Genomic DNA, 22480 nt, shown 5'->3' with positions numbered 1-22480 from the left:
GGGATTCTGTCTCGCGGCGTGTCTGGAGACCTAAAGGTAAGCGCGGCCCTTTCACAAGATCAAAATGAGGGAGGACTTCCATGAGCACTTCCAGCTCCCAGGAAATTAGCGGTTCGTCGGCCGTCCCGCATCTCGACGTCGATCCGTTCGCGATGGATTTTTTCGCCGATCCCTATCCCACGCATGAGCTGCTGCGGGAGGCGGGACCTGTCGTCTATCTCGACAAGTGGAACGTCTATGGCGTGGCGCGCTATGCCGAAGTTCATGCCGTGCTGAACGATCCCGCAACGTTCTGCTCCAGTCGTGGCGTCGGCCTCGCCGATTTCGCGAAGGAGACGCCGTGGCGGCCGCCCAGCCTGATCCTCGAGGCCGATCCTCCCGAGCACACCCGCACCCGCGCCGTGCTCTCAAAGGTGCTGTCGCCGACGGTGATGAAGGGGCTGCGCGACCGCTTTGCCGCGGCAGCGGAAGAGCGTGTGGACGCGCTGCTGGAGAAGCGCAACTTCGATGCCATCACGGACCTTGCCGAGGCCTATCCGCTGTCGATCTTCCCAGATGCGCTCGGGCTTAAGCCTGAGGGACGCGAGAATCTCATTCCCTATGCGAGCCTGGTGTTCAACGCCTTCGGCCCGCCGAACCAGTTGCGCAACGAGGCGATCGCGCGCTCGGCGCCTCACCAGGCCTACGTCACCGAGCAGTGCCAGCGGGACAGCCTCACGCCCGGCGGCATCGGCGCCTGCATCCACGCCCATGTCGGCGAGGGTGCCATCACCGCGACCGAAGCGCCGCTGTTGGTGCGTTCGCTTCTGTCAGCGGGCCTCGACACCACAGTCAACGGCATCGGTGCAGCGGTCTACTGTCTCGCGCGCTTCCCTGAGCAGTGGCAGCGCCTGCGCAACGATTTTACGCTCGCGCGCAACGCTTTCGAGGAGGCCGTTCGTTTTGAAAGCCCGGTGCAGACCTTCTTCCGCACGACCACGCGCGAAGTCGAACTGTCAGGCGCGACCATCGGTGAGGGCGAGAAGGTGTTGATGTTCCTGGCGGCTGCCAATCGCGATCCGGGGCGCTGGGACAAGCCCGACAGCTACGACATAACCCGCCGCACGTCCGGCCATGTTGGCTATGGCTCAGGTATTCACATGTGCGTCGGCCAGCTGGTCGCGCGGCTCGAAGGCGAGACAATGCTCGCGGCGCTGGCCCGCCGGATCGCAAAGATCGAGATCATGGGCGAGCCGCAGCGCCGCTTCAACAACACGCTGCGCGGGCTCGACAGCCTGCCTGTGCGCATCACGCCAGCCTGACGCTGTCGTCATCGCAAACAACAAATACGACAGGGGAGGGAACAATGAAGAACTTGAAGTGGACGCTTGCGCTGGCCGCGAGCCTGATTGGCGGCGCGGCAAATGCCGAGATCTCGGACAATGTCGTGCGCGTCGGCGTGCTCAACGACATCTCCGGCATTTTCCAGGACACCAACGGCATGGGATCGGTCGAGGCCGCGCGCATGGCCGCTGAGGATTTCAACGGCGGCGGCAAGGGCATCAAGGTCGAGATCGTCTATGCCGATCACCAGAACAAGGCCGACGTCGGCAATGCAATCGCGCGCAAATGGCTCGATGTCGAGGGCGTCGACGCCATCGTCGACGTGCCGAACTCGGCCGTTGGCCTCTCCATCAACACGCTGCTGCGCGATAGCCGCATGACGTTCCTCGCGTCGTCCACCGCGAGCTCCGATCTCACCGGCAAGGCCTGCTCGCCCAACACTATCCAGTGGGTCAACGACGCCTGGGCGACCGGCAACACCACGGCGGCCGCGATGATGTCGCGCGGCGGCAAGGACTGGTATTTCCTCACGGTTGACTACGCACTCGGCAAGGGCATCGAGGCGGAAGCCCAGAAATACATCGAGGCGCATGGCGGCAAGGTGTTGGGCTCCTCCAAGCATCCGCTCGGCACGTCCGACTTCGCGTCCTTCCTGTTGCAGGCGCAGGGCTCGAAGGCCCAAGTGATCGGGCTCGCCAACGCCGGCGGCGACACCATCAACGCGGTGAAGCAGGCGGCCGAGTTCGGGATACAGCAGGGCGGACAAAAGCTCGTCGCCTTCCTGCTCTTCATCAACGACGTCCACGGCATGGGTATCAAGGTCGCGCAAGGGCTCCAGCTCATGGAAGCCTTCTACTGGGACATGAATGACGACACCCGCGCCTTCGCCAAGCGCTTCGCGGCGCGGCCGGGTATGAATGGCAAGATGCCGAGCGGCAACCAGGCCGGAGTTTATGCCTCCACGCTCGCTTATCTCAACGCGGTCGCCGTCACGGGCAGCGACAATGCCAAGGATGCCGTGCCCGAGATGAAAAAGTTCAAGGGCAAGGACAAGCTGTTCGGCGACACCACGATCCGCCAGGACGGCCGCGTCGTGCATCCGATGTATCTGTTCGAGGTGAAGAAGCCGGAGGAGTCGAAATATCCCTACGACTATTACAAGCTGGTCTCGACGATCTCTGCGGAGCAGGCGTTTCGACCGCTCACGGAAGGTGGGTGCGAGCTGGTGAAGTAGGGGCGGCGATCGCGCCTCACTTAACCTCTCCCCGCTCGCGGGGAGAGGTCGGATCGCTCTTGCGATCCGGGTGAGGGGGTACAGGTCTCACCAATATCTCGTTCGCGGAGAGGCCCCTCACCCCAACCCTCTCCACGTAAGAACGGGGAGAGGGAGAAGAAGCCCTACACCACCTTGCTCGATCCCTGCGTGATCAGCCGCGCGGCGCGCTGGTCGCGGGCGTAGATCCAGAGCCAGCTCAGGGCGACGCTGAGGCGGTGGCGCAAGCCGATCAGGAAGTAGATATGGGCGATGCCCCAGATCCACCACGCGATGGTGCCGCGCAGCTTGATGCGGCCGAAGTCGATCACCGCCAGCCGCTTGCCGATCTGCGCGAGGCTGCCGGAGTGCTTGTAGCGGAACGGGCCTGTCGGCTCCTGGCGCAGCCGGGCCTTGATGGTCTCGGCCACGTGACGGCCCTGCTGCTTGGCGGCCGGCGCGATGCCGGGCACAGGCTTGCCGTCCCAAGCGTTGATCAAAACGGTGTCGCCAATTGCAAAGATCTCGGGATGACCGGGGATCGTAAGATCGGCCTCCACTTGGACGCGCCCGGCGCGATCGGCCGGTGCGCCCAGCCATTCCGCCGCGGGCGAGGCGCGCACGCCGGCGGCCCAGATTCGTGTCTTGGCTTCGAGCAGCTTGCCGCCGAACACCACGCCCTCGCGGTTGATCTCAGTGACGGCTTGGCCGAGCACGACCTCGACGCCGATCTTCTCCAGCGAGGCCTGGGCATAGGCCGAGAGATCATCTGGAAAGCCTGCCAGCACCCGCGGACCCGCCTCGATCAGCACCACGCGCGCCTTGTTGGTGTCGATGTTGCGGAAGTCGGCTGGCAAGGTGTGGTGCGCCATCTCGGCGATGGTGCCGGCGAGTTCGACGCCGGTGGGGCCGGCGCCGACGATGACGAAAGTCAATCGTGCCGCGCGTTTGGCCGGATCGGTCTCACGCTCGGCGCGCTCGAACGCCACCAGGATATGACGGCGCAGCGTGGTCGCGTCCTCCAGTGTTTTAAGACCCGGCGCCCATTGCTCCCATTCGTCGTGGCCGAAATAGGCGTGACGCGCGCCGGTGGCGAGCACCAACGTGTCGTAAGGCACCTCGCTGCCGTCGTCGATCAGCACGCAGCGCCTGTCGGCATCGACGCCGCTGACCGTCGCAAACAGCGTCGTAACATCGCGCCGGTCGCGCATCAGGTGCCGGACCGGCCAGGCGATCTCGCTGGTGGCGAGCGAGGCGGTGGCGACCTGATAGAGCAGCGGCTGGAACAAATGATGGTTGCGGCGGTCGATCAGCGTGATCTCGACCGGGCTGCCGGCGAGCCGGTGGGTCGCCTCCAGCCCGCCGAAACCGGCTCCGACGATGACGACGCGGTGCGGTGTCGTGGTCATGATGCGCCCTTCCGAATCTCGCGGCTCTATCCTCATCTAAACGCTGATCAGGCGCCGCGGTCCAATAGCCGTCGTCAATCGAGGCATAGGCCGGGTGTATCGCGCCCGCGAGAAAGCGCCGCAGCCTTAGCCGAAGTAAGTAGAATTATATTTCTTGCTATCGCCGTTCGGGGCGAAATATGGTGCAGGGCGGGCGCTGAACCATTGGCGGCGCGACAGATTTTGCGTTCAATAGAGATGACCCCGGGGCGGCAATCACCCTGCTTCCGGGCATAATAATATGGAGGGGAGTGGTTATGAGGACGGCATTCTGGCTGGCGGGCGCAGCGGCGCTGGTGCTGGCAGGCCCGGCATCCGCCGGCGACACCATCAAGATCGGCTTCGTTTCGACCTTCAGCGGCCCGACCGCCGTGATCGGCAACGACATGCGCAATTCGTTCGAGCTCGCGCTGGATCACATCGGCCGCAAGATGGACGGCAAGCCGGTCGAGGTGATTTACGAGGACGACGGGCAGAAGCCCGACGTCGGCAAGCAGAAGACCGAGAAGCTGGTGCAGTCCGACAAGGTCGACTTCATCGTCGGCTACATCTGGTCGAACGTGCTGCTGGCCTCGCTCAAGACCGCGGTGGACTCGCAGACCTTCCTGATCTCGGCCAATGCCGGTCCGTCGCAGCTCGCGGGCGAGCTCTGCTCGCCTTACGTGTTCTCGACCTCCTGGCAGAACGACCAGACGCCGGCCGCCATGGGCCTCTACATGAACCAGAAGGGCGTCAAGAGCGTGTTCCTGATCGGCCCGAACTACGCCGCCGGCAAGGACATGCTGGCGGGCGTGAAGAGCACGTTCAAGGGCGAGGTCAAGGGCGAGGAATACACGGTCTGGCCGAGCCAGCTCGACTTCTCCGCCGAGCTCTCCAAGGCGCGGGCCTCGGGTGCCGAGTCGATCTTCGTGTTCTATCCCGGTGCAGCCGGCGTGCAGTTCCTCAACCAATATGCGCAGGCCGGGCTGAAGAGCACGATGCCGCTCTACACGGCTTTCACCGTCGACGAGCTGTCGCTGCCGCTGCAAAAGGAGAACGCGCTCGGGGTGCCCGGTGCGCAGGAATGGGTGAATGATCTGCCCAACGAGCAGAACAAGCGCTTCGTCGCCGACTATCGCAAGAAGTACCCCGGGCTGCGTCCGACCTATTACGGCGCGCAAGCCTACGACGCGGCCCAGCTCATCAACAGCGCCGTGGTCGCGGTGAAGGGCGACACCAGCAAGAAGGACGCGATGAAGGCCGAGATGGAGAAGGCCAACTTCAAGTCGCTGCGCGGCCCGTTCAAGTACGGCAAGAACCACATCCCGGTGCAGAACTTCTACCTCCAGGACGTGGTCAAGGACGGCGAAGGCCAGCTCTCGCTGAAGACGGTCGCGACCATCGTCGAGAACGACCAGGATCGCTTCCACGACAAATGCGCGATGAAGTAGCCACAAGCACGATGCCCCTTCTCCCCTTGTGGGAGAAGGTGGCGCGAAGCGCCGGATGAGGGGTTTGTTTCCGCGTATTCAAAAGTAAGGTCTCGCGGAGAGAACCCCTCACCCGTCTCGCCGCTTTGCGGCAAGCCACCCTCTCCCACAAGGAGAGAGGGAAAGTAAGCTACACGCGCGGCATGCTCGCGGGCCGCACCTCGCGCGCTTGCGCGGCAAGCCTGATCCCGGCATTGGCCGCGCCGAAGCCCTGATAATCCCGCCGCTCCACGATCTCGAAGAAAAACCGCTCGTCGAAGATGTGGGTGTAGACCTGGAAAAACTCTCCGTCGCCCTCGCGGTCGTAGAGAACGTGGTTGGCGCGCAGCTGCCTCATCAGCTCGGGTGCGAGGTCGTATCTGGCTTCGACGTCGTCGTAGTAATTGTCCGGGATATCCAGGAAATCCGCGCCGCGCTTGCGCATCTCCGCGACTGCCGCAAAGATATCCCGGCACGTAAATGCGACGTGCTGCACGCCCGAGCCGAAAAACTCCGAGATGAAGCGGGCCGGCAGCGTGCGGTTGGCGGATGAGCCGTTGAGCACGAAGCGCAGGCTCTGGTCGCCGTTGATGACGGCCTGGCTTTGCACGAGGCCCCTGGGATCGGCGATCTCCATCTGCGGCAGCCGCTTGAGGTCGAGGATGCCGGTGTAGAACAGCAGCCACGACAGCATCTCGTCATAGGGCATCGACTGCGCGATGTGATCGACGGCCAGCAGGGCGTCCGCGCGAGCGTCGCTCGGTACCTGTTCGAAATCCGTGTCCCAGTTCTTGCCGGCCTGGTCCAGGAAGTAAAGCAGGCTGCCGCCGACGCCGTGGATCGCGGGAATCTCGAGCTCGCCCGGCCCGACCGGCTGATAGAAGGTGCGCGCTTTCAGTGTTTCGGCGCGCTGCATAACGAGGCCGGCATTGTCGACATCGAGCGCGATGGCGCAGACGCCGGGGCCATGCGTCACGTAGTGCGAATGCGCAAAGCCGTCGGTCTCGGAGTTGACGACGAGCTCGACCTTGCCTTGCGACCAGCGCTCCACCGCCTTGCTGCGATGCTTGCCGGTCTTGCGGAAACCGAGCTGCGCGAGCAGGCGGGCGAGTTCGCCGGCCTTGGTCTCGTTGACGGCAAACTCGATGAATCCCGTGCCGCGACTTTTGGGCTTGGGCGCCAAGGGTTCGCCGATGAGCTTTGGCCAATCCGGTGCAAGCTGGTCCTCCAGCAGGATCAGCGAACGCAGGCCGTCGACCGCGGTCTGCACGGCCGAGCCGGCACGGAATTGGTCGTTGAAGATCTCCAGCGACAGCGGCCCGGCATAGCCGGTCGCCGCGATCGCGGCCATGAACTCGCCGACCGGCAGATCGCCCTGGCCGGGGAAGGAGCGGAAGTGCCGGCTCCACGACAAGATGTCGAGCTCGAGCTTCGGCGCATCTGCAAGCTGGACCAGGAAGATCTTGTCGCCGGGGATCGAGGCCATCGCGCGGACCGGAAAGCCGGGGGCCAGTGCGTGAAAGCTGTCGAGGATGACACCGATCGCGGGGTGATCGGCGCGCCGCACGATCTCCCAGGCATCGCGGTAATCGTTGACGTGGCGTCCCCAGGCCAATGCCTCGTAGCCGACGCGCAAAGACCGTTTGGCCGCGCGCTCGCCAAGCTCGCGAAAATCATCCGCGGCGCGGTCGATGCCGCCGAGCGCGGCCGGCGACACGTTGGAGCAGATCAGCAGCAGATCGGTGCCGAGCTCCTGCATCAGGTCGAACTTGCGTTCGGCGCGGGCAAAGTTTCGCGAACGCTGCGGCTCCGGCATGCCTTCGAAATCGCGGAACGGCTGAAACGCACAGATCTCGAGATTGAGGTCCCCGCAGAGCTTTGCGATGTCGCGCGGACCTGCGCCGAACGACAGCAGATCGTTCTCGAAAATCTCGACCGCGTCGAATCCGGCGGATGCGATGGCGCGGAGCTTTTCGTCGAGAGCGCCGGAGAGTGAGACCGTTGCGATCGAGCGTTTGGTCATGCTGCATTGTCCTCCATCGCGCCGCCAAGGAACAATTGTCCGATGCGGGGATCATTCAAAATGCGCTCCGCCTTGTCGACCATGCGGGTCTGGCCGAGCTCGAGCACGATCCCGATGTCGGAAATCTCCAGCGCCGAGCGGGCGTTCTGCTCGATCATCAGAATGGTGACACCGCGGTCGCGCAAGCTCTTCAGGATGTCGAAAGTCTGCTGCACCATCAGTGGCGACAGGCCGATTGAGGGCTCGTCGATCAGAACGAGCTTCGGTTCGAGCAGCAGCGAGCGGGCGATTTCGAGCTGTTTCTGCTCGCCGCCGGATAGCGTGGAGGCCTGCTGCGTCGATTTCCGCCGCAGCGCCGGGAACAGGTCGAGCGCGGCCTCGATCCGGCTCTGCAGGTCGATGCCCTTGCCCGCCGAAACGCCGCCGAGCTCGATATTGTGGCGCACCGACAGCTCGGGAAAGATGTTGCGGCCCTGCGGCACGTAGCAGATGCCGGCATTGAGCAGCGCGCGCTGGCTCAAATGGGTGACGTCGCGGCCGGCGAAGTTGATCTTGCCCTCACGCAGCTTGAGCAGGCCGAAGATCGCCTTGAACACGGTGGACTTGCCGGCGCCGTTCGGGCCGATGATGGTGGTGATGGTGGCCTGCGGCACGGCGAAGGTGGTGCCGTTCAGGATCGTCATCTTGCCGTAGCCGCCGACGAGATTGTGAACCGAGAGGATCGGATCGCTCATGGCTGGTTCCTCAATGTCCGAGATAGGCTTCGATCACGGCGGGGTTCTTTCGCACCTCGTCCGGTCGTCCCATCGCCAGCACCTTGCCCTCCGCCATCACCATCACGCGCGAGCACAGCGACATCACGAATTCCATGTTGTGCTCGATCACGACGAAGGTGGCGTTCTTCTCGCGGTTGATCGCGACCAGCCGCTCCTTCAGGTCCGTCAACATCGACGGGTTGACGCCGCCGGCGGGCTCGTCGAGCAGCACCAGCCGCGGTCCGCCCATGAAGGCCATGGCGGCGTCGAGCAGCTTTTGCTGGCCATAGGAGAGCCCGCCGGCGGGCTCGTCGGCGAGATGATCGAGCTTGAAAAAGCCGATCATCTGGTCGGCGGCCTCCGTCAGTCCGGCATCGGAGCGGCCGACCAGGCGCGAGGCCATGCTGCCCTGGTGCTCCTGTCCCGCGAGGATCAGGTTCTCGCGCACCGAGAGTTTGGGGAACACTTGCAGGAGCTGGAAGGTGCGGCTGACCCCGAGCTTGTTGAGCTCGGCGGGTCGCAAGCCCGTGACGACCTTGCCGTCGAGCTTGACCTCGCCGCCGCTCGGCGTGAGCTGGCCGAGAATGCAGTTGAACAGGGTCGACTTGCCGCAGCCGTTCGGGCCGATCAGGCCGAGGATCTCGCCCTCGCGGACGTCGAAAGAGACGCCGCCGACGGCGCTGATGCCGCCAAAATTCTTCTTGATGTCGGTGACTTCGAGGACCGCGCTCATTGCGCTGTCTCCAGCCGGGACTTTGCGACGGCGCGCTGGGCGGAGGCCGCCTTGGTGCGGCGTTCGGCGAGATAGCGGTCGAGGATTCCCAAAATGCCGGTCGGCGACCAGATCAGCAGCCCCATCACCGCGATCGCGTAGAGCATCAGATAATAGCCCTCGGTGAAGCGCAGCCACTCCGGCAACAGCACCGCGATCATCGCGCCGAGGAACGGACCCAGGAAGAATCCGGCGCCGCCGACGATCACCATCATCAGGAGGTCGAGCGAGAGCGACAGGTTGAACGGCACGGGATCGATATATTGCGTCAGCGGCGCATAGAGCGCCCCCGCGACGCCGCCGAGCGCCGAGCCGATCGCGAACGCCATCAGCGTATAGCGCCGCGTGTCGACGCCCAGCGACTGCGCCCGCAGCGGGTTTTCGCGCAGCGCCATGAAGGCGCGGCCCCACGGCGAGCGGATCAGCCACCACACCGCGAGCGACACGATAGCGAGCGAGCCGAGACAGACATAGTAGAACGGCAGCGGCTTGTTGGTCGCGATGCCGAAAATGTGCGGACGCGGAATATTGGAGATGCCGTAGATGCCGCCGGTGAGCCAGCTCTCGTTGCGAAATACCAGGAAGGCCAGCGTGGAGAAGGCGAGCGTGACGAAGGCGAGGTAGTGATGCTGCACCCGCAGCGCGGGATAGCCGAGCACCCAGCCGACCGCGAAGCTCAAGCCGATCGCGACGACGATCGCCGCCGGCAGCGGCCAGCCATGCGTGGTCATGATCGCCGCGGCGTAAGCGCCGATGCCGACGAAGGCGCCCTGCGCCAGCGAGACCTGGCCGGCATAACCGAGTGTGAGGTTGAGGCCCATTGCGGCGATGGCCATCACCGCCCACTGGCTCAGGATGAACAGGCCATAGCGGTTGAAGTTCATGGGGACAACGATCAGCGCAGCGACCACGATGAGGCCGAACGCGATCTTGAGAGGTTTGGCGAAGCCGCTCATACGGTGCGCTCCTCGGCACGGCCGAGCAAGCCCTGCGGTCGGAACAGGATGACGGCGATCAGGAAGATCATAGGCACGGCGGCGCGGTACTGCGTTGAAACATAGGCGGCCGCGAGATTGTCGAGCACGCCGATCAGGAGGCCGCCTGCGATCGCGCCGCGCACCTGGTTGAACCCGCCGACGATCGCGGCGATGAAGGCGGCCTGGCCCAGTACCTCGCCCGACGTGAATTTCGCGAGGTAGATCGGCGTGATCAACAGCGAGGCGAGAGCGACCAGGAACGCGTTGATCAGGAAAGTCAGGAGAATCATGCGCTCGACCGGGACGCCGATGATGCGCGCCACCGTCGGGTTCTGCGCCGCCGCCTGCATCTGGTGGCCGAGCGAGGTGCGGTTGAGAAGCGCAGTCAAGCCGAAGACGGCAAGGATGGCGAGGACGAGGACGCCGATGCTTTGCAGCGAGACGGCATGGCCAAGGATGGAGACGTCGCCGGTCGGCACGATCGAGGGGAAGGGTGAGGCTTCGGCGCTGAAGAACTGCTTTACGGCCTCCTTGAGACCGATCGCGAGCGCCATGGTCGCGATCGCGAGCGGCAGCACGCCATGGCGCAACATCGGATCCACCAGCAGCATCTTGAAGGCGAGGCCGAGCAGGAGCATCGAAAGCAGGATGCCGAGGATGATCGCGAGCCAGAACGGCGCGCCGGCATGCATCGCCGCCAGCATCAGGAACGCCGGCAGCATCACGAACTCGCCTTGTGCGAAATTGATGGTCTGCGAGGTCTGCCACAGCAGCGTGAAGCCGACCGCGACCAGCGCATAGATCGCGCCGGTGGCAAGTCCAGCGACCAGAAGATCGAACAGATTGGACATTTTCCCCTCTCGGCGCTCGCGCTCTGTCTCCCCGCTCTCCTCGCTCGTCCTTCTCCCTCTCCCCGCGAAGGGCGGGGCGAGGCAGAAGGGCAAGACCTCACTTCACCTTCGGCATCACCTGTTTCACGACCTGCTTGCCTTCGACCACCTCGACCAGAAAGCTCTGGCGGTCGATGTCGCCGGTCTCGCTGAAGGTGACGTCCATCAAGATGCCCGGCTCGTCGGCGGCCTTGATGGTCAGGCCATGCAGGGTGTCGGCGAACGCCTTGGAATCGACCTTGCCCATCTTGTCGGTGGTGGCCTTCACCATGTAGACCGCGAGATAGCCTTTCAGCCCGTTATGGTCGGGCACGTAATTGTACTTCTTCGCGAACTTGTCGCGAAACGCCTTGATCAGGTCGACCGGCGCGTCGGTGGTGAGACCGACATGGCCGCGCGCGCCGTTGGCGGCATCGCCCGCAAGCTCGATCACCTTCTGGCCGATCAGCGTGGTCTCGCCCATCAGCGGTGCGGTGACGCCCTGGCGCTTCAGCTCCTTGAGGATGCGTGCGCTCTCTTCCTCGTTCAAATAGACGAATACGGCGTCGGGATTGGCGGCCTTGATCTTGCCGACGTCGGCGGCGAAATCGGCCTGGCCCGCCTCGGTGGAGAGATCGGCGACGACCTTGGAGCCGAGACGGTCGAGCTCCTTGACGACGACATCGCGGCCGCCGCGGCCAAAGTCATTGTTGACCCAGACCACGGCGACCGACTTCGCCTTCATGTCGTCGTGAATGTATTTGGCGACCTTCGGCATCGAGGATTGCTGGCCGAACGAGGTGCGGAACAGGAATTTGTTTCCGCCTTGCGTCAGCTCGGCGGCTTCGCCACCCATGATCTGCGCGATGCCGGCTTCGGCCGCCAGCGGCGCGGTCACCTTCACCGAGCCGGAATAGCCGGGTCCGAGCAGCACATAGGGCTCGGCGTCGAGCGCCTTCTGCACCTGCGCGCGCGCGACGCCCGGGTTGGATTGCGAATCCGCATGAGTGACTTCGAGCTTGCGGCCGAGCACGCCGCCCTTGGCGTTGATCTCCTCGATCGCGAGGTCGATGCCGTTCTTCCAGTTGGTGCCGACGGTGGCGCCGCCCCCGGAAAGCTCGGCGACGTCGGCGAGCTTGATCGCCTGGGCGTGCACGCTGGTTGCAGTCGCGAAGGCAAGCAGGGCGCCCGCCAGCAAAGTCGATTTCATGGTTTCTCCTCCTGTTTCGTGATGGTGTCCGCGGCCTTGTGTCCGGCCGTTTCGGTTACGCTGCGTGACAGGCCGAGCTTCGTGCCGCCATCACCTCGTCGAATGCCTCTCCCATGATCTCGGTGGATGGGGCAAGGCCAGTGAACAGTTCGAAAGCGTCGGCGGCCTGGTAGATCGCAAGCTCCCGTCCGGTCATGATCCGCGCGCCCTTGGCTTGGGCAGCCGCCAGCAGCGGCGTGATCAGCGGCGAATAGACGGCGTCGGCGACCCACAGGTTTTGACGTAGCAGCGTCGGCGCGACCGGCGTTTCCCGGTTCGGCAGCATGCCGACCGGCGTGCCGTTGACGAGGCCCGTTGCGCCGTCGAGCGCGGCCTCGACGCTTGCGGCGACCCTGGCGCCACCCTGCTTGTCGAGCAGCGCGGCGAGTTTTTCGGCGCGTGCCGGCTCGCTGTCGAAGATACGGATGTCGGTCACGTCAAGGCTCGCCAGGGCAAACGCGATCGCCTTGCCGACGCCGCCGGTGCCGATCACGGCGACTGCGTTTCCAGAGGCCGCCAGCAGCGGCGCGACGGCGCGCGCAAAGCCCGTCGTGTCGGTGTTGTGGCCGATCAGCCGGCCGTTCCTGACGACGACGGTGTTGACCGCCCCCATGGCGGCGGCACCCGGTGCCAGTTCATCGAGCAGCGGGACCACCGCCTCCTTGTAGGGAAAAGTGACGTTGACGCCGGCAAAGCCGAGCCGCCGCACGCCCTCGAGCATCATGCGGAGCCCGCCCGCGTCGGCGCCGGCGACCTCGATGAGCTGGTAATGGCCGCGCAGCCCAAGCCCCTCCGCGGCGCGCTCATGCATGGCAGGGGAGGCAGAATGCGCGATGGGTGCGCCGATCAGGCCGGTCAGGAGCTTTTTGGGTGCGGCGGGTCCGCGCTTTGACATGGTTCGCTATCGTCTCGTTGGGAGCGTTTGATCCCGGCCTTTAGCGGGGAGATCCGCCCAATTCCAAGGGGCTTCCCCCAGGAACGATAGCCTTTCCTCGGTCTAACACAATTACCCTTTTGTGCTGCAAACCTAACATAATGTTATCTCTTCCGCGCCCGTGGCGGCGCGGCCCTGCCTTTGCCCCGCGACGGCTCAACCGCGCGCATCTCCGCGCGCAGGGACTCGATGAAATACTCGACATGAAGCGACAGCGGCGCGCCGCGCTTCACCGCGATATAGGTGTCGAATCGCGTCGGCTCGGTGATCTTGATCAGCTCGATGCCGGGATAGCCCCCATGGGCCACCGTGAACTGGTCGATGATGGCGATGCCGAGCCCCGCCTTCACCAGCGCGCAGACCGTGGTGCCGAAGCGGGCGCGGATGGTGATGTTGTACTCGAGGCGGTGGCGCGCGAAGATCTCGGCCATGATCCGCCCGTAGGGATCGTTGGGATCGATGCCGATCAGCGGATAGCGCGTGATCTCGGCGGCGGAGACCTGCTTGCGGCCGGCGAGCTCGTGGCCCGGCGGCACGATGCAATAGAGCTCGCCCGAGGCGAGCGGCATGAAGTCGAGCCCGGAATGCTCCAGGCGGTAGCTCATCGCCACGCACTCGCCGCGGCCGAGCATGAGATAATCGATGGCTTCCTCGAGCTTGAGGATGTTGATGTCGATGCCCAAATCCGGATAGCGCCGCCGGACCCGCTCGATCGCGCGCGGCACCATGACTTGCGAAATGCTCGGCACCGAGCCGATGCGCAATTCCGACAATCCGCCGCGCCCGATCTTGGAGATGATCTCGGAGAGGTCGTCGACCTTCTTGTAGACGCCGTTGATCTGCTCGAAGATGTTCTCGGCTTCCAACGTCGGGAAATAGCGGCCGTTCTGGCGCTGGAAGAAGCGGATGCCGAGCGAGCGCTCGGTATATTTCACCAGGCGGCTGATGCCCGGCGCCGAAACGTTCAGCAGCTTCGCCGCGCCGCCGATCGTGCCCGTCACCATCACGGCACGGATCACTTCAACCTGGCGCAGCGTCATCATGTCCTGGGCATCCGAAGGTAATCGTGGTCGGCGCTGCCTTTCCCTCTTCCCTTGTGGGAGAGGGCGGATCGCCGCGATAGCGCGAGGCGGGTGAGGGGTTCTCTCCCCGCACGAGCCTCGCGCATTTGAACGCGTGGAAACAACCCCTCATCCGGCGCCATAGCCGATGCGAAGCGTCGGCGTTTTGTTTTAAGAACGGCGGCCGAAGGCCGCCTATGCCACTTCTCCCACAAGGGGAGAAGGAAGGAAACATTCGCGTTCGGTTGTTCGGTTCAGATCAGAGGAAGGCATGGCGCCGAACGGACCGTTCGTGCGCTCACAGCAATTGCGTGCTAGCTCGCCGGTCCGTCCGGCGTGGCGCTCTCTGCCGGCTTGCTGCGCTCGCTTTGCAGCACCCCGCGTGCGAACTCGATGATCTTCTGCTTGTTTGCCGTTTCGCGGACGGCGAAAAATACGCGGTTGAGTTCCAGGCCGAGCACGCTGTTGAGGGCGATGTCCTCGTCTTCCATCGTGGTTTCCCCGCTTCAGACATTGTAGGTGTATCTTGACGTCCCTTCTTCCACAAGTAGATTAAGCCTTCGGGGTCAATGGGATACCGGGAAACTACGGAATCCGTGAATTGAGGCAGTGCCCCAAGACGTGCTATATCGCACAGCGAGGGTCAGGAAACGCACCGATGTCCGCCGTGGATTATGGCCGGGAAGCGCTCGACTTCATCGAGGGGCTTGGGGCCTATCGCAAGGTGCCCGACGCCATGAATGCGCTCGAATCGGCCTTTGGTCGCTTCGGTTTTGAAACCATCATCGTGACGGGGTTGCCCAATCCCGACCAACAGTTTGCACAGATGGTGCTCGCCAAGCGCTGGCCCGCGGGCTGGTTTGGTCTCTACACCGAAAATAACTACGACCGTTTCGACCCGGTGGTGCGGTTGTGCCGCCAGTCAGTCAACCCGTTCGAATGGTCGGAAGCACCCTATGATGCGGAGCTCGAGCCGAACGCGGCCGAGGTGATGAACCGCGCCACCGATTTTCGCATGACGCGCGGCTTCATTGTGCCGATCCACGGACTCACCGGCTACGAGGCCGCGGTGTCGCTCGGGGGCGTCCATCTCGACCTCAATCCCCGCAGCAAGCCGGCACTGCACCTGATGGCGATGTATGGCTTCGACCACATTCGCCGTCTGCTCGATCCAGCGCCGTATCCCTCGGCACGCCTCACCCCGCGCGAGCGCGAGGTGATCGCCTGGGCCTCGCAGGGCAAATCGGCCTGGGAAATCGGCGAGATCCTGCACATCACGCAGCGCACCGCCGAAGAGCATCTTGCAACCGCCGGGCGCAAGCTCGGAGCCGTCAACCGTACGCATGCGGTAGCACTGGCGATTCGCAACAAGATCATCAATCCCTAAGCGACGTACTGGGAAATTTCCCAATACCGAACCATCCTCTTTTCGCAGAGGGTGCCCTCCATTGAGGATGAATGGGGGTTTTCATGATTCACGCCATTTCTGCAGTAAATCGCCACCTTTACGAAGATGTACTCGATCAGCATTTTCGGCTGCGGCACGACATCTTCGTCGAAGAGCGGCGCTGGGAGACGCTGCGCAGGCCGGATTGCCGCGAAATCGATTCCTATGACGACGAGGACACCGTTTATCTGCTTGCGCTGGAGGGACGCCGCGTCATCGGCGGTCACCGGCTCTACCCGACCACCAAGCCTTCGATGATGAGCGAGGTCTTTCCCCATCTGGCAGCGGTGCGCGGCTACCCGGTGGATCCTCTGGTCTGGGAATGGTCGCGCTACTTCGTCGTGCGCGATCGCCGCGACGGCGCGCTCAACCTGCAATTGATGGCGGCCGTGCAGGAGTTCTGCCTCGGTCAGGGGATCGCGCAGGTCAGCACGATCATGGAAACCTGGTGGTTGCCGCGCTTTCATGAGGCCGGCTTCGTCGTGACCCCGCTCGGTCTGCCGGCACTGGTGGAGAACGCATGGACCATGGCGGCGACGATCGACATTCTCCGCGAGACGCTCGATGCCCTGCATGATCGCATCGGCGTGCCTTCCATCGTCCAACAGGACGGTCCGCGTATCAATTGCATCGCCCTTGCCAACCTCTGCGGCCTCGCTGCCGCGCAACGAAAGAGCGCCTGAGATGTCGAACATGATGCGGGACAGCCAGATCATGGCGCAGATCAAGGACGAAAATCTGGGCTACATGTCCGACATGGCGCTCGAACTCGCGCAGATGGCGGAAGACACCGGATTGGCGACGCTCGCCTATCTGTTCCGGATGGCGGCGCTGGAGGCCTCGACGGCCAACAGCGTGCTTGCCGAGCCGGATGACCTTCGCCGGCAGATGACGTCGCACTAGGCGTCTCCATCCACACGTTGCGACGAATTCACACCCTCTCTCCCGCAACGGAGGGAGGGTGATCCGTTTGGGTGCGGCAGGTTGACCCATCCTGCGCGGCAGTCTTCTTGCAAGACCGATTGCAGGGCCAGGACCGATCGGATGCATCGGCATGCAACAAAGTGCATGTTGGGTGTCGAATCGCTCTTGCCTCGGAACGATACTGCCATTACCCATTTTTCCGCCTTGTCCAGGCAGGGGGAGCTCTTTCACTGATGGCGACCGTGTTCGAACATCGGCGCGAACCTGCGTGCGCCTGAAAGAGTTTTGATGCTGCTCGTCGTCGAACAGTTCTTGAACGGATTGCAATTTGGCCTGCTGCTGTTCCTGCTCGCCGCCGGCCTGACGCTGGTGTTCGGGATCATGGATCTCGTCAACCTCGCGCACGGCTCGCTGTACATGATGGGCGCCTATTTCGCCGCGACCTTCGCAGCCTGGACCGGCAGCTTCCTGCTCGGTGCGCTATTGGCGCTCGGCGCGACGCTCGTGCTCGGCATCGTGCTCGAGATGACCGCGCTGCGGCATCTCTACGGACGAGACCATCTTGACCACGTGCTCGCGACCTTCGGCCTGATCCTGTTCTTCAACGAGGCCGTGCGGCTGATCTGGGGGCCGGCCGGCCTTGCGCTGCCGCTGCCGGCCTGGCTCACCGTGCCGGTGCCGATCCTGCCGGGCATTCACTATCCCGCTTATCGCCTCGCCATCATCGTCGTGGCGCTGCTGGTTGCGCTGCTGCTCTATCTCGGCGTGATGCGCACCCGCATCGGCATGCTGATCCGGGCCGGCGCCTCCAATCGCGAGATGATCGGTGCGCTCGGCATTAACATCAAGCTGCTCTACACCCTGGTGTTCGGTCTCGGTGCCGCGCTCGCGGGCCTTGCCGGCTTGATGCAGGCGCCGATCCTCACCGTGCAGATCGGCATGGGCGAGAACATTCTGATCCTCGCCTTCGTCATCATCGTGATCGGCGGTATCGGTTCGATCCGCGGCGCGTTCCTGGCCGCGATCTTCGTCGGCATGATCGACACCCTCGGCCGCGCCTTCCTGCCCAATCTGCTGCGGCAGGTGCTGAGCGGCGCCGCGGCCTCCACCGCCGCGCCCGCGCTGTCCTCCATGCTGATCTATCTGCTGATGGCTATCGTGCTGGTGGTGCGTCCGGAGGGGCTGTTTCCGGCCAACCGCCGATGAAGGCTTTCACTGTGAGCAAGGTCGTCACGGTCCTGCTGCTGACGGGTCTCGTGCTGCTGCCGCTCTATTCGCAAGCATCCGGCAACATCTTCATCCTGACGCTGCTCACCCGCATCGTCATCCTGGCCCTGGCGGCCGCGAGCCTCAACCTCATCATGGGTTTTGGCGGCATGATGAGTTTTGGCCACGCCGCCTATCTCGGCATCGGCGGCTATGCGGTCGGCATGCTGGCGCAGGAAGGCGTGGGCTCGGGCTTCATCCAGTTTCCGGTCGCGCTTGCGGCCTCCGCGCTTTATGCGTTGGTGATCGGCGCGCTGTCTTTGCGCACCCGCGGCGTCTATTTCATCATGATCACGCTGGCGTTCGCGCAGATGGCCTATTACGTCGCCTCGGGGCTGGCGCGTTATGGCGGCGATGACGGCCTCACCGTCTACAAGCGCAGCGACTTCTCCGGGCTGATTAATCTGTCGAACCGCACGCAATTCTATTATCTCTGCCTCGCCTGCCTGTTCGGCGTGGTCTTCCTGATCTGGCGCATCGTCAATTCGCGCTTTGGCCTCGTCCTGCAGGGCCTGCGCTCCAACGAGCAGCGCATGCAGGCGATCGGCTTTCCCTCGAAACGCTACCAGCTGGTCTGCTTCGTCATCTCGGGCATGATGTGCGGCCTCGCCGGCGCGCTGCTCGCCAACAACACCGATTTCGTCAGCCCGGCCGCGATGTACTGGACCCGTTCCGGCGACCTCATGGTGATGGTGATCCTCGGGGGCATGGGCACGCTGTTCGGTCCGGTCATCGGCGCGGTGGTGTATTTGTTGCTGGAAGAGTTCTTGTCGCAGCTCACCGAATACTGGGCGCTGATCATGGGTCCGCTGCTGCTGCTGATCGTGCTGTTCGGCCGCGGCGGCATCATGGGCCTGCTCGGGAGGCTCAATCGTGGCTGAGCCGCTGCTCCGCGTCGACAGGCTGGTGCGCCGCTTCGGCGGCATCATTGCGACGGACAACGTCTCGCTCGACGTTGCGGCAGGCGAGCTGCACGCCATCATCGGCCCGAACGGCGCCGGCAAGACCACGCTGATCAGCCAGCTCACAGGGCATCTGGAGCCGCATTCCGGCAGCGTCTCGCTGGCGGGGCGCGACATCACCTATCTGCCGGCCTATCGCCGCTGCGCGCTGGGCCTGGCACGTTCTTTCCAGATCACCTCGCTGCTGCTCGATTTCACCGCCGCCGACAATGTCGCGCTCGCGGCGCAAGCGCATGCCGGCACCTCGTTCCGCTTCTTCGCCGATGCACGCAAGGAGAAGGGCCTGCGCGATGCCGCGCATGCCGCGCTCGATCGCGTCGGTCTCGTCCATCGTGCCGATGTCCTGGTGTCCAGGCTCAGCCATGGCGAGCGTCGCCAGATCGAGCTGGCGGTTGCGCTGGCAAGCAAGCCGAAACTTTTGCTGCTCGACGAGCCGATGGCGGGACTCGGCGTCACCGAATCCCAGCGCATGGTGCAGCTGCTCCAGGAGCTGCGCAAGGAGGTCTCGATCGTCCTGGTCGAACACGACATGCCGGCGGTGTTTGCGCTCGCCGACCGCATCTCCGTGCTGGTCTATGGCCGCGTCATCGCCTCCGGCGATCCGGCCGCGATTCGGGCGAACGAGGACGTCAAGCGCGCCTATCTCGGCGAGGCCCATGTGGTGACGCACCATGGATGACACGCTGCTCGAGGTCGACGGCATCGAGACCTGCTACGGCCTGTCCCAGGTGCTGTTCGGCTTGTCCCTGTCGGTCAAATCAGGCGAGATGGTCTCGCTGATGGGTCGCAACGGCATGGGCAAAACCACGACCATCCGATCCATCATGGGCCTGACGCCGGCGCGCGCCGGCAGCATCCGCTTTGCGGGCTCGGAAGTGCGGACGCAGCCGTCCTACAGGATCGCGCAACTCGGTGTCGGCCTCGTCCCCGAGGGGCGGCAGATCTTCCCGAACCTCACCGTGCGCGAAAACCTTGTCGCGGCAGCGGCCGATCGTTTCGGCAGCAGCAATCCCTGGACGCTGGCGGCGATCTACGTGATGTTTCCTCGCCTGGCCGAGCGCGCTTCCAATATGGGCAACCAGCTCTCCGGCGGCGAGCAGCAGATGCTCGCCATCGGCCGCGCGCTGATGACCAACCCGAAGCTGCTCATCCTGGATGAAGCGACCGAAGGCCTGGCGCCTCTGATCCGCGAAGAGATCTGGAGCTGCCTGTCGCTGCTCAAGAGCCGGGGACAGTCGATCCTGGTCGTCGACAAGAACGTCGACCACCTCGCCCGCATCTGCGACCGCCACACCATCATCGAGCGCGGCAAGACGGTATGGAGCGGCACCTCGGACGAGCTGTTGGCTGAGCCGGATCTGCAGCACAAATATCTAGGGATTTGAGGGTGAGGGCGCGATGCTGGGCGCCGCTCATACGTTATCGTCCTGGCGAAAGCCAGGACCCATAGCCACCGAATTCAGTTTGGCGAAGATTGGCGGTTAGCAGCCGCGTGCGACAACTTTTCCCTGGGGTAATGGGTCCTGGCTTTCGCCAGGACGACATTGGCAATCACCAGTAAATCCCGTGCCGATGCAGTTCGCGAATCACGCGGGCCTCGGTGGATGGCTGGCGACGTTTCGGCTTGGTCGTTTCTCTTGTGCTGGCAATCGGCGCGGCACTGGACTGAGTTGCGGCCGGAGCGATCGCGGTTGTCGTCGCAGTCGCTGCCGGAGACGTTGAAGCTGCGGCCGTGGTCGCCGTCTGGACATTCGTGGGTGCTGCCGCCGGAGCTTGTGGCGGCGTGGCTGCTGTCGTTCCCGGCTCGGCGGTCTGCTGGCTCGCATTTGTCGCCGCAAGGCTAAGGCTCCGTGGTCCGCCGGCATAGGCCTGGCTTGCCAGCAGCGACATTGCCGCGATCAGGATCAGCTTTCGCATGACACCCTCCGTTCGCTAGTCAATCGCTCTTACCTAAATCCGCTGGGCCTCTATCGCGACGAGCGACCCGCCCCGATCTCAATCAGAGTGGCGCGGCAGGACAGGCGATAGATCAAACTGAACAGATGACCCCACATGACCGAACTCCTTTGTTGATCACGGAGCAAATCTACATCGCCCGTCTTTCCGGCGGTTTTCGTGGGCCTTGGAAAATGGTTCGTCGGGAGCGGTGAAATGTCGTCGGAACTGAGCGGACGAAGTCGCCTCACGGGGAGGTGAGGGCGTGTCTGGCTCAAAACACCTCGAAATATTCGCGGTGCTCCCAGTCGGTCACCTCGGACAGGAAGCGGTCGATCTCGGCATTCTTGATGTGGGTGTAATAATCGACGAACTCAGGCCCGAGCTTTTCGCGGAAGAACGGATCGTCCTTCAGCGCGCTGACCGCGTCGCGCAGCGATTTCGGCAACAGCGGCGCCTTGGTTTCGTAAGGCGTGTCGGCAGACGGGCCGGGATCGAGCTTGCGGTCAACCCCGTCGAGGCCGGAGAGGATCTGCGAGGCCATGTAGAGATAGGGATTGGCGGCGGGCTCGCCGATGCGGTTTTCCAGGCGCGTGGCGGCGTCGCCGGCGTCGCCGAGCACGCGGATCATCACGCCGCGATTGTCGCGGCCCCAGATCGCGCGGTCCGGCGCCAGCGAATAGGAGCGGTAGCGCTTGTAGCCATTGATGGTCGGGGTGGTGAACACGGTCGACGCGCGGGCGTGGTCGAGCAGGCCCGCAAGCCAGGCGCGGGCGAACGCGCTGAGCGGCTCGCCGCCGTCTTTGGCCATGAACTGGTTCTCGCCGCTCGCGCGCGAGACCACCGATTGGTGCAGATGCCAGCCGCTCGCGAACAGGTTCGGCAGCTTCGGCCGGCACATGAACGTGGCGTGATAGCCGTGGCGGTGCGCGATCTGCTTCACGGCAGAGCGAAACAGCACCATGTTGTCCGCGGGCTCAATGCCCTTCTTCGGGGCGAAGGTGAATTCGCACTGGCTCGGCCCGAACTCCACCTCGACCGAGCGCAAGGGCAGACCGAGCGCGACGATGTCACGCCGCAAGATCTCCAGCACCGGCTCCATCTGGTCGAAGCGCTGCTCGGTGAGGTATTGATAGCCGTGGCTGAGCAGGCTCACCGAAGGCGGTGTGCCGGGCTGGCCGGCATCCTCCGGGCGCATATGCGGATCGTCGAGCTTGAAGATGTGGAATTCGACCTCGAGGCCCGCCACGAAATCATGGCCGCGACTTGCGAGCTCGTCGAGCACCTTGCGATAGAGCCCGCGCGTCGCGAACGGCACGGGACGGCCGTCGTTGAAATAGAGGTCGCAGAGAACCCAGCCCGTGGTTGGCGCCCATGGCAAAACGCGAAACGTCGTGGGATCGGCGACCATCAGCACGTCGGCCGCGCCCTCCATCTCCTTCATGCCGAAGCCGCCGCCTGACGTGAACACCGGAAACACCGTGCGGTGCGAGGTGTCCTTGGCGAGCATGGTGGTGGTGATGGAGCAGCCGCTCTCCAGCGAGGCGATCGCCTCGGAGGCGACGATGGTCTTGCCGCGCAAAATGCCGTGCTGGTCCGGGAAGGCGAGGCGGATGACCTCGAGATTCTTCTCGTCGACGATGCGCCGCACGCGCAATGCGGCGTCCTTCTGCTCATCCGACCACAGCGCATGACGCGCGACGAAAGTCACTTTGGCAGTTCCTTCTTGCTCGGCGAGAGTATAGCGGACACTGTCATCGTCCGCGAAGGCGGACGATCCAGTATTCCAGAGACGTCCGTGTGTTCACGAGAGGCCGCGACGTACTGGATGCCCC

At 64.0% G+C, this 22480-nt stretch carries 22 protein-coding genes; 10 read left to right on the top strand and 12 right to left on the bottom strand.

The window, feature by feature from the left end; genetic code table 11:
* The first annotated feature begins 80 nt into the window (after positions 1-80).
* A complete protein-coding gene (locus RX329_RS40695) occupies positions 81-1301 on the top strand; it encodes a cytochrome P450 (RefSeq protein ID WP_018456023.1) in 1221 nt (406 codons plus the stop codon).
* A gap of 44 nt (positions 1302-1345) precedes the next feature.
* A complete protein-coding gene (locus RX329_RS40690; protein WP_085349656.1) occupies positions 1346-2557 on the top strand; it encodes an ABC transporter substrate-binding protein in 1212 nt (403 codons plus the stop codon).
* 164 nt (positions 2558-2721) lie between these two features.
* On the opposite strand, the gene RX329_RS40685 is transcribed toward RX329_RS40690, so the two are convergent.
* Positions 2722-3984, bottom strand: coding sequence for an NAD(P)/FAD-dependent oxidoreductase (locus RX329_RS40685; protein WP_018456025.1), 1263 nt, complete (start codon positions 3982-3984; stop codon positions 2722-2724).
* A 296-nt stretch (positions 3985-4280) separates the two neighbouring features.
* On the opposite strand from RX329_RS40685, the gene RX329_RS40680 reads away from it, so the two are divergent.
* Positions 4281-5453: an ABC transporter substrate-binding protein gene (locus tag RX329_RS40680; protein ID WP_018456026.1), complete on the top strand. Its 1173-nt coding sequence runs from the start codon at positions 4281-4283 to the stop codon at positions 5451-5453.
* A 169-nt stretch (positions 5454-5622) separates the two neighbouring features.
* Here the strand turns inward: RX329_RS40680 and RX329_RS40675 are convergent, their stop codons facing one another.
* The 9 genes from RX329_RS40675 to RX329_RS40635 all read right to left on the bottom strand — a co-directional run bounded on the left by RX329_RS40675 (position 5623) and on the right by RX329_RS40635 (position 14602).
* Positions 5623-7494 carry a bifunctional sugar phosphate isomerase/epimerase/4-hydroxyphenylpyruvate dioxygenase family protein gene (locus tag RX329_RS40675; RefSeq protein WP_085357708.1) on the bottom strand — a complete coding sequence of 624 codons (1872 nt, stop codon included), beginning with the start codon at positions 7492-7494 and terminating at the stop codon, positions 5623-5625.
* A complete protein-coding gene (locus tag RX329_RS40670) occupies positions 7491-8228 on the bottom strand; it encodes an ABC transporter ATP-binding protein (RefSeq protein WP_085349659.1) in 738 nt (245 codons plus the stop codon). The genes RX329_RS40675 and RX329_RS40670 overlap by 4 nt, the downstream gene beginning before the upstream one ends.
* A gap of 10 nt (positions 8229-8238) precedes the next feature.
* Positions 8239-8982 carry an ABC transporter ATP-binding protein gene (locus tag RX329_RS40665; protein WP_085357710.1) on the bottom strand — a complete coding sequence of 248 codons (744 nt, stop codon included), beginning with the start codon at positions 8980-8982 and terminating at the stop codon, positions 8239-8241.
* Positions 8979-9977 (bottom strand): branched-chain amino acid ABC transporter permease, encoded by a 999-nt coding sequence (locus RX329_RS40660; RefSeq protein ID WP_085349661.1) that lies wholly within the window; start codon positions 9975-9977, stop codon positions 8979-8981. The genes RX329_RS40665 and RX329_RS40660 overlap by 4 nt, the downstream gene beginning before the upstream one ends.
* Entirely contained in the window at positions 9974-10849 is an 876-nt protein-coding gene (locus RX329_RS40655; protein ID WP_018456032.1) for a branched-chain amino acid ABC transporter permease, read from the bottom strand. The genes RX329_RS40660 and RX329_RS40655 overlap by 4 nt, the downstream gene beginning before the upstream one ends.
* Before the next feature lie 97 nt (positions 10850-10946).
* Positions 10947-12077, bottom strand: a complete 1131-nt coding sequence (locus tag RX329_RS40650; protein ID WP_085357712.1) for an ABC transporter substrate-binding protein — start codon at positions 12075-12077, stop codon at positions 10947-10949.
* Between the two features lie 55 nt (positions 12078-12132).
* The gene (locus RX329_RS40645; protein WP_085357714.1) at positions 12133-13011 is read right to left on the bottom strand and encodes a shikimate dehydrogenase; all 879 of its coding nucleotides are present in this window, start codon (positions 13009-13011) and stop codon (positions 12133-12135) included.
* Between the two features lie 143 nt (positions 13012-13154).
* On the bottom strand, positions 13155-14093 hold the full coding sequence (locus tag RX329_RS40640) for a LysR family transcriptional regulator (RefSeq protein ID WP_085357716.1): 939 nt from the start codon (positions 14091-14093) through the stop codon (positions 13155-13157).
* A gap of 332 nt (positions 14094-14425) precedes the next feature.
* Positions 14426-14602 carry a hypothetical protein gene (locus tag RX329_RS40635; protein ID WP_018456036.1) on the bottom strand — a complete coding sequence of 59 codons (177 nt, stop codon included), beginning with the start codon at positions 14600-14602 and terminating at the stop codon, positions 14426-14428.
* A gap of 167 nt (positions 14603-14769) precedes the next feature.
* Between RX329_RS40635 and RX329_RS40630 the strand changes: the two genes are divergently transcribed.
* From RX329_RS40630 to RX329_RS40600, 7 genes are all read left to right on the top strand, one after another.
* A complete protein-coding gene (locus RX329_RS40630; protein ID WP_018456037.1) occupies positions 14770-15498 on the top strand; it encodes a helix-turn-helix transcriptional regulator in 729 nt (242 codons plus the stop codon).
* Positions 15499-15581: 83 nt separating this feature from the next.
* Entirely contained in the window at positions 15582-16241 is a 660-nt protein-coding gene (locus RX329_RS40625; RefSeq protein ID WP_085384954.1) for an acyl-homoserine-lactone synthase, read from the top strand.
* Between the two features lies 1 nt (position 16242).
* Positions 16243-16461, top strand: coding sequence for a hypothetical protein (locus tag RX329_RS40620; protein WP_026233073.1), 219 nt, complete (start codon positions 16243-16245; stop codon positions 16459-16461).
* 309 nt (positions 16462-16770) lie between these two features.
* The gene (locus RX329_RS40615) at positions 16771-17688 is read left to right on the top strand and encodes a branched-chain amino acid ABC transporter permease (protein WP_007615745.1); all 918 of its coding nucleotides are present in this window, start codon (positions 16771-16773) and stop codon (positions 17686-17688) included.
* Positions 17685-18629 (top strand): branched-chain amino acid ABC transporter permease, encoded by a 945-nt coding sequence (locus RX329_RS40610; RefSeq protein ID WP_018456041.1) that lies wholly within the window; start codon positions 17685-17687, stop codon positions 18627-18629. The genes RX329_RS40615 and RX329_RS40610 overlap by 4 nt, the downstream gene beginning before the upstream one ends.
* Positions 18622-19389, top strand: coding sequence for an ABC transporter ATP-binding protein (locus tag RX329_RS40605; protein WP_018456042.1), 768 nt, complete (start codon positions 18622-18624; stop codon positions 19387-19389). Before RX329_RS40610 ends, RX329_RS40605 begins: the two co-directional genes overlap by 8 nt.
* Positions 19382-20095: an ABC transporter ATP-binding protein gene (locus tag RX329_RS40600; protein WP_018456043.1), complete on the top strand. Its 714-nt coding sequence runs from the start codon at positions 19382-19384 to the stop codon at positions 20093-20095. The genes RX329_RS40605 and RX329_RS40600 overlap by 8 nt, the downstream gene beginning before the upstream one ends.
* A gap of 166 nt (positions 20096-20261) precedes the next feature.
* Here the strand turns inward: RX329_RS40600 and RX329_RS40595 are convergent, their stop codons facing one another.
* Together RX329_RS40595 and RX329_RS40590 are read right to left on the bottom strand one after the other, a co-directional pair.
* Positions 20262-20627, bottom strand: coding sequence for a hypothetical protein (locus tag RX329_RS40595; protein ID WP_085349666.1), 366 nt, complete (start codon positions 20625-20627; stop codon positions 20262-20264).
* A 292-nt stretch (positions 20628-20919) separates the two neighbouring features.
* Positions 20920-22356 (bottom strand): glutamine synthetase family protein, encoded by a 1437-nt coding sequence (locus RX329_RS40590; protein WP_026233074.1) that lies wholly within the window; start codon positions 22354-22356, stop codon positions 20920-20922.
* Positions 22357-22480: the final 124 nt, after the last annotated feature.

Source organism: Bradyrhizobium sp. BWC-3-1 (assembly GCF_032917965.1).
In the GTDB taxonomy this organism is placed as follows: Bacteria; Pseudomonadota; Alphaproteobacteria; order Rhizobiales; family Xanthobacteraceae; genus Bradyrhizobium; species Bradyrhizobium canariense_D.
The sequence above is the reverse complement of the archived record's forward strand: the minus strand, read 5'-3'. Positions and strand labels throughout refer to the sequence as shown.

Excerpts from the sequence above, each read along its gene's own strand:
- RX329_RS40695 (WP_018456023.1), top strand. The coding sequence starts at position 81 with ATGAGCACTTCCAGCTCCCAGGAAATTAGCGGTTCGTCGGCCGTCCCG.
- RX329_RS40690 (WP_085349656.1), top strand. The coding sequence starts at position 1,346 with ATGAAGAACTTGAAGTGGACGCTTGCGCTGGCCGCGAGCCTGATTGGC.
- RX329_RS40685 (WP_018456025.1), bottom strand. The coding sequence starts at position 3,984 with ATGACCACGACACCGCACCGCGTCGTCATCGTCGGAGCCGGTTTCGGC.
- RX329_RS40680 (WP_018456026.1), top strand. The coding sequence starts at position 4,281 with ATGAGGACGGCATTCTGGCTGGCGGGCGCAGCGGCGCTGGTGCTGGCA.
- RX329_RS40675 (WP_085357708.1), bottom strand. The coding sequence starts at position 7,494 with ATGACCAAACGCTCGATCGCAACGGTCTCACTCTCCGGCGCTCTCGAC.
- RX329_RS40670 (WP_085349659.1), bottom strand. The coding sequence starts at position 8,228 with ATGAGCGATCCGATCCTCTCGGTTCACAATCTCGTCGGCGGCTACGGC.
- RX329_RS40665 (WP_085357710.1), bottom strand. The coding sequence starts at position 8,982 with ATGAGCGCGGTCCTCGAAGTCACCGACATCAAGAAGAATTTTGGCGGC.
- RX329_RS40660 (WP_085349661.1), bottom strand. The coding sequence starts at position 9,977 with ATGAGCGGCTTCGCCAAACCTCTCAAGATCGCGTTCGGCCTCATCGTG.
- RX329_RS40655 (WP_018456032.1), bottom strand. The coding sequence starts at position 10,849 with ATGTCCAATCTGTTCGATCTTCTGGTCGCTGGACTTGCCACCGGCGCG.
- RX329_RS40650 (WP_085357712.1), bottom strand. The coding sequence starts at position 12,077 with ATGAAATCGACTTTGCTGGCGGGCGCCCTGCTTGCCTTCGCGACTGCA.
- RX329_RS40645 (WP_085357714.1), bottom strand. The coding sequence starts at position 13,011 with ATGTCAAAGCGCGGACCCGCCGCACCCAAAAAGCTCCTGACCGGCCTG.
- RX329_RS40640 (WP_085357716.1), bottom strand. The coding sequence starts at position 14,093 with ATGATGACGCTGCGCCAGGTTGAAGTGATCCGTGCCGTGATGGTGACG.
- RX329_RS40635 (WP_018456036.1), bottom strand. The coding sequence starts at position 14,602 with ATGGAAGACGAGGACATCGCCCTCAACAGCGTGCTCGGCCTGGAACTC.
- RX329_RS40630 (WP_018456037.1), top strand. The coding sequence starts at position 14,770 with ATGTCCGCCGTGGATTATGGCCGGGAAGCGCTCGACTTCATCGAGGGG.
- RX329_RS40625 (WP_085384954.1), top strand. The coding sequence starts at position 15,582 with ATGATTCACGCCATTTCTGCAGTAAATCGCCACCTTTACGAAGATGTA.
- RX329_RS40620 (WP_026233073.1), top strand. The coding sequence starts at position 16,243 with ATGTCGAACATGATGCGGGACAGCCAGATCATGGCGCAGATCAAGGAC.
- RX329_RS40615 (WP_007615745.1), top strand. The coding sequence starts at position 16,771 with ATGCTGCTCGTCGTCGAACAGTTCTTGAACGGATTGCAATTTGGCCTG.
- RX329_RS40610 (WP_018456041.1), top strand. The coding sequence starts at position 17,685 with ATGAAGGCTTTCACTGTGAGCAAGGTCGTCACGGTCCTGCTGCTGACG.
- RX329_RS40600 (WP_018456043.1), top strand. The coding sequence starts at position 19,382 with ATGGATGACACGCTGCTCGAGGTCGACGGCATCGAGACCTGCTACGGC.
- RX329_RS40595 (WP_085349666.1), bottom strand. The coding sequence starts at position 20,627 with ATGCGAAAGCTGATCCTGATCGCGGCAATGTCGCTGCTGGCAAGCCAG.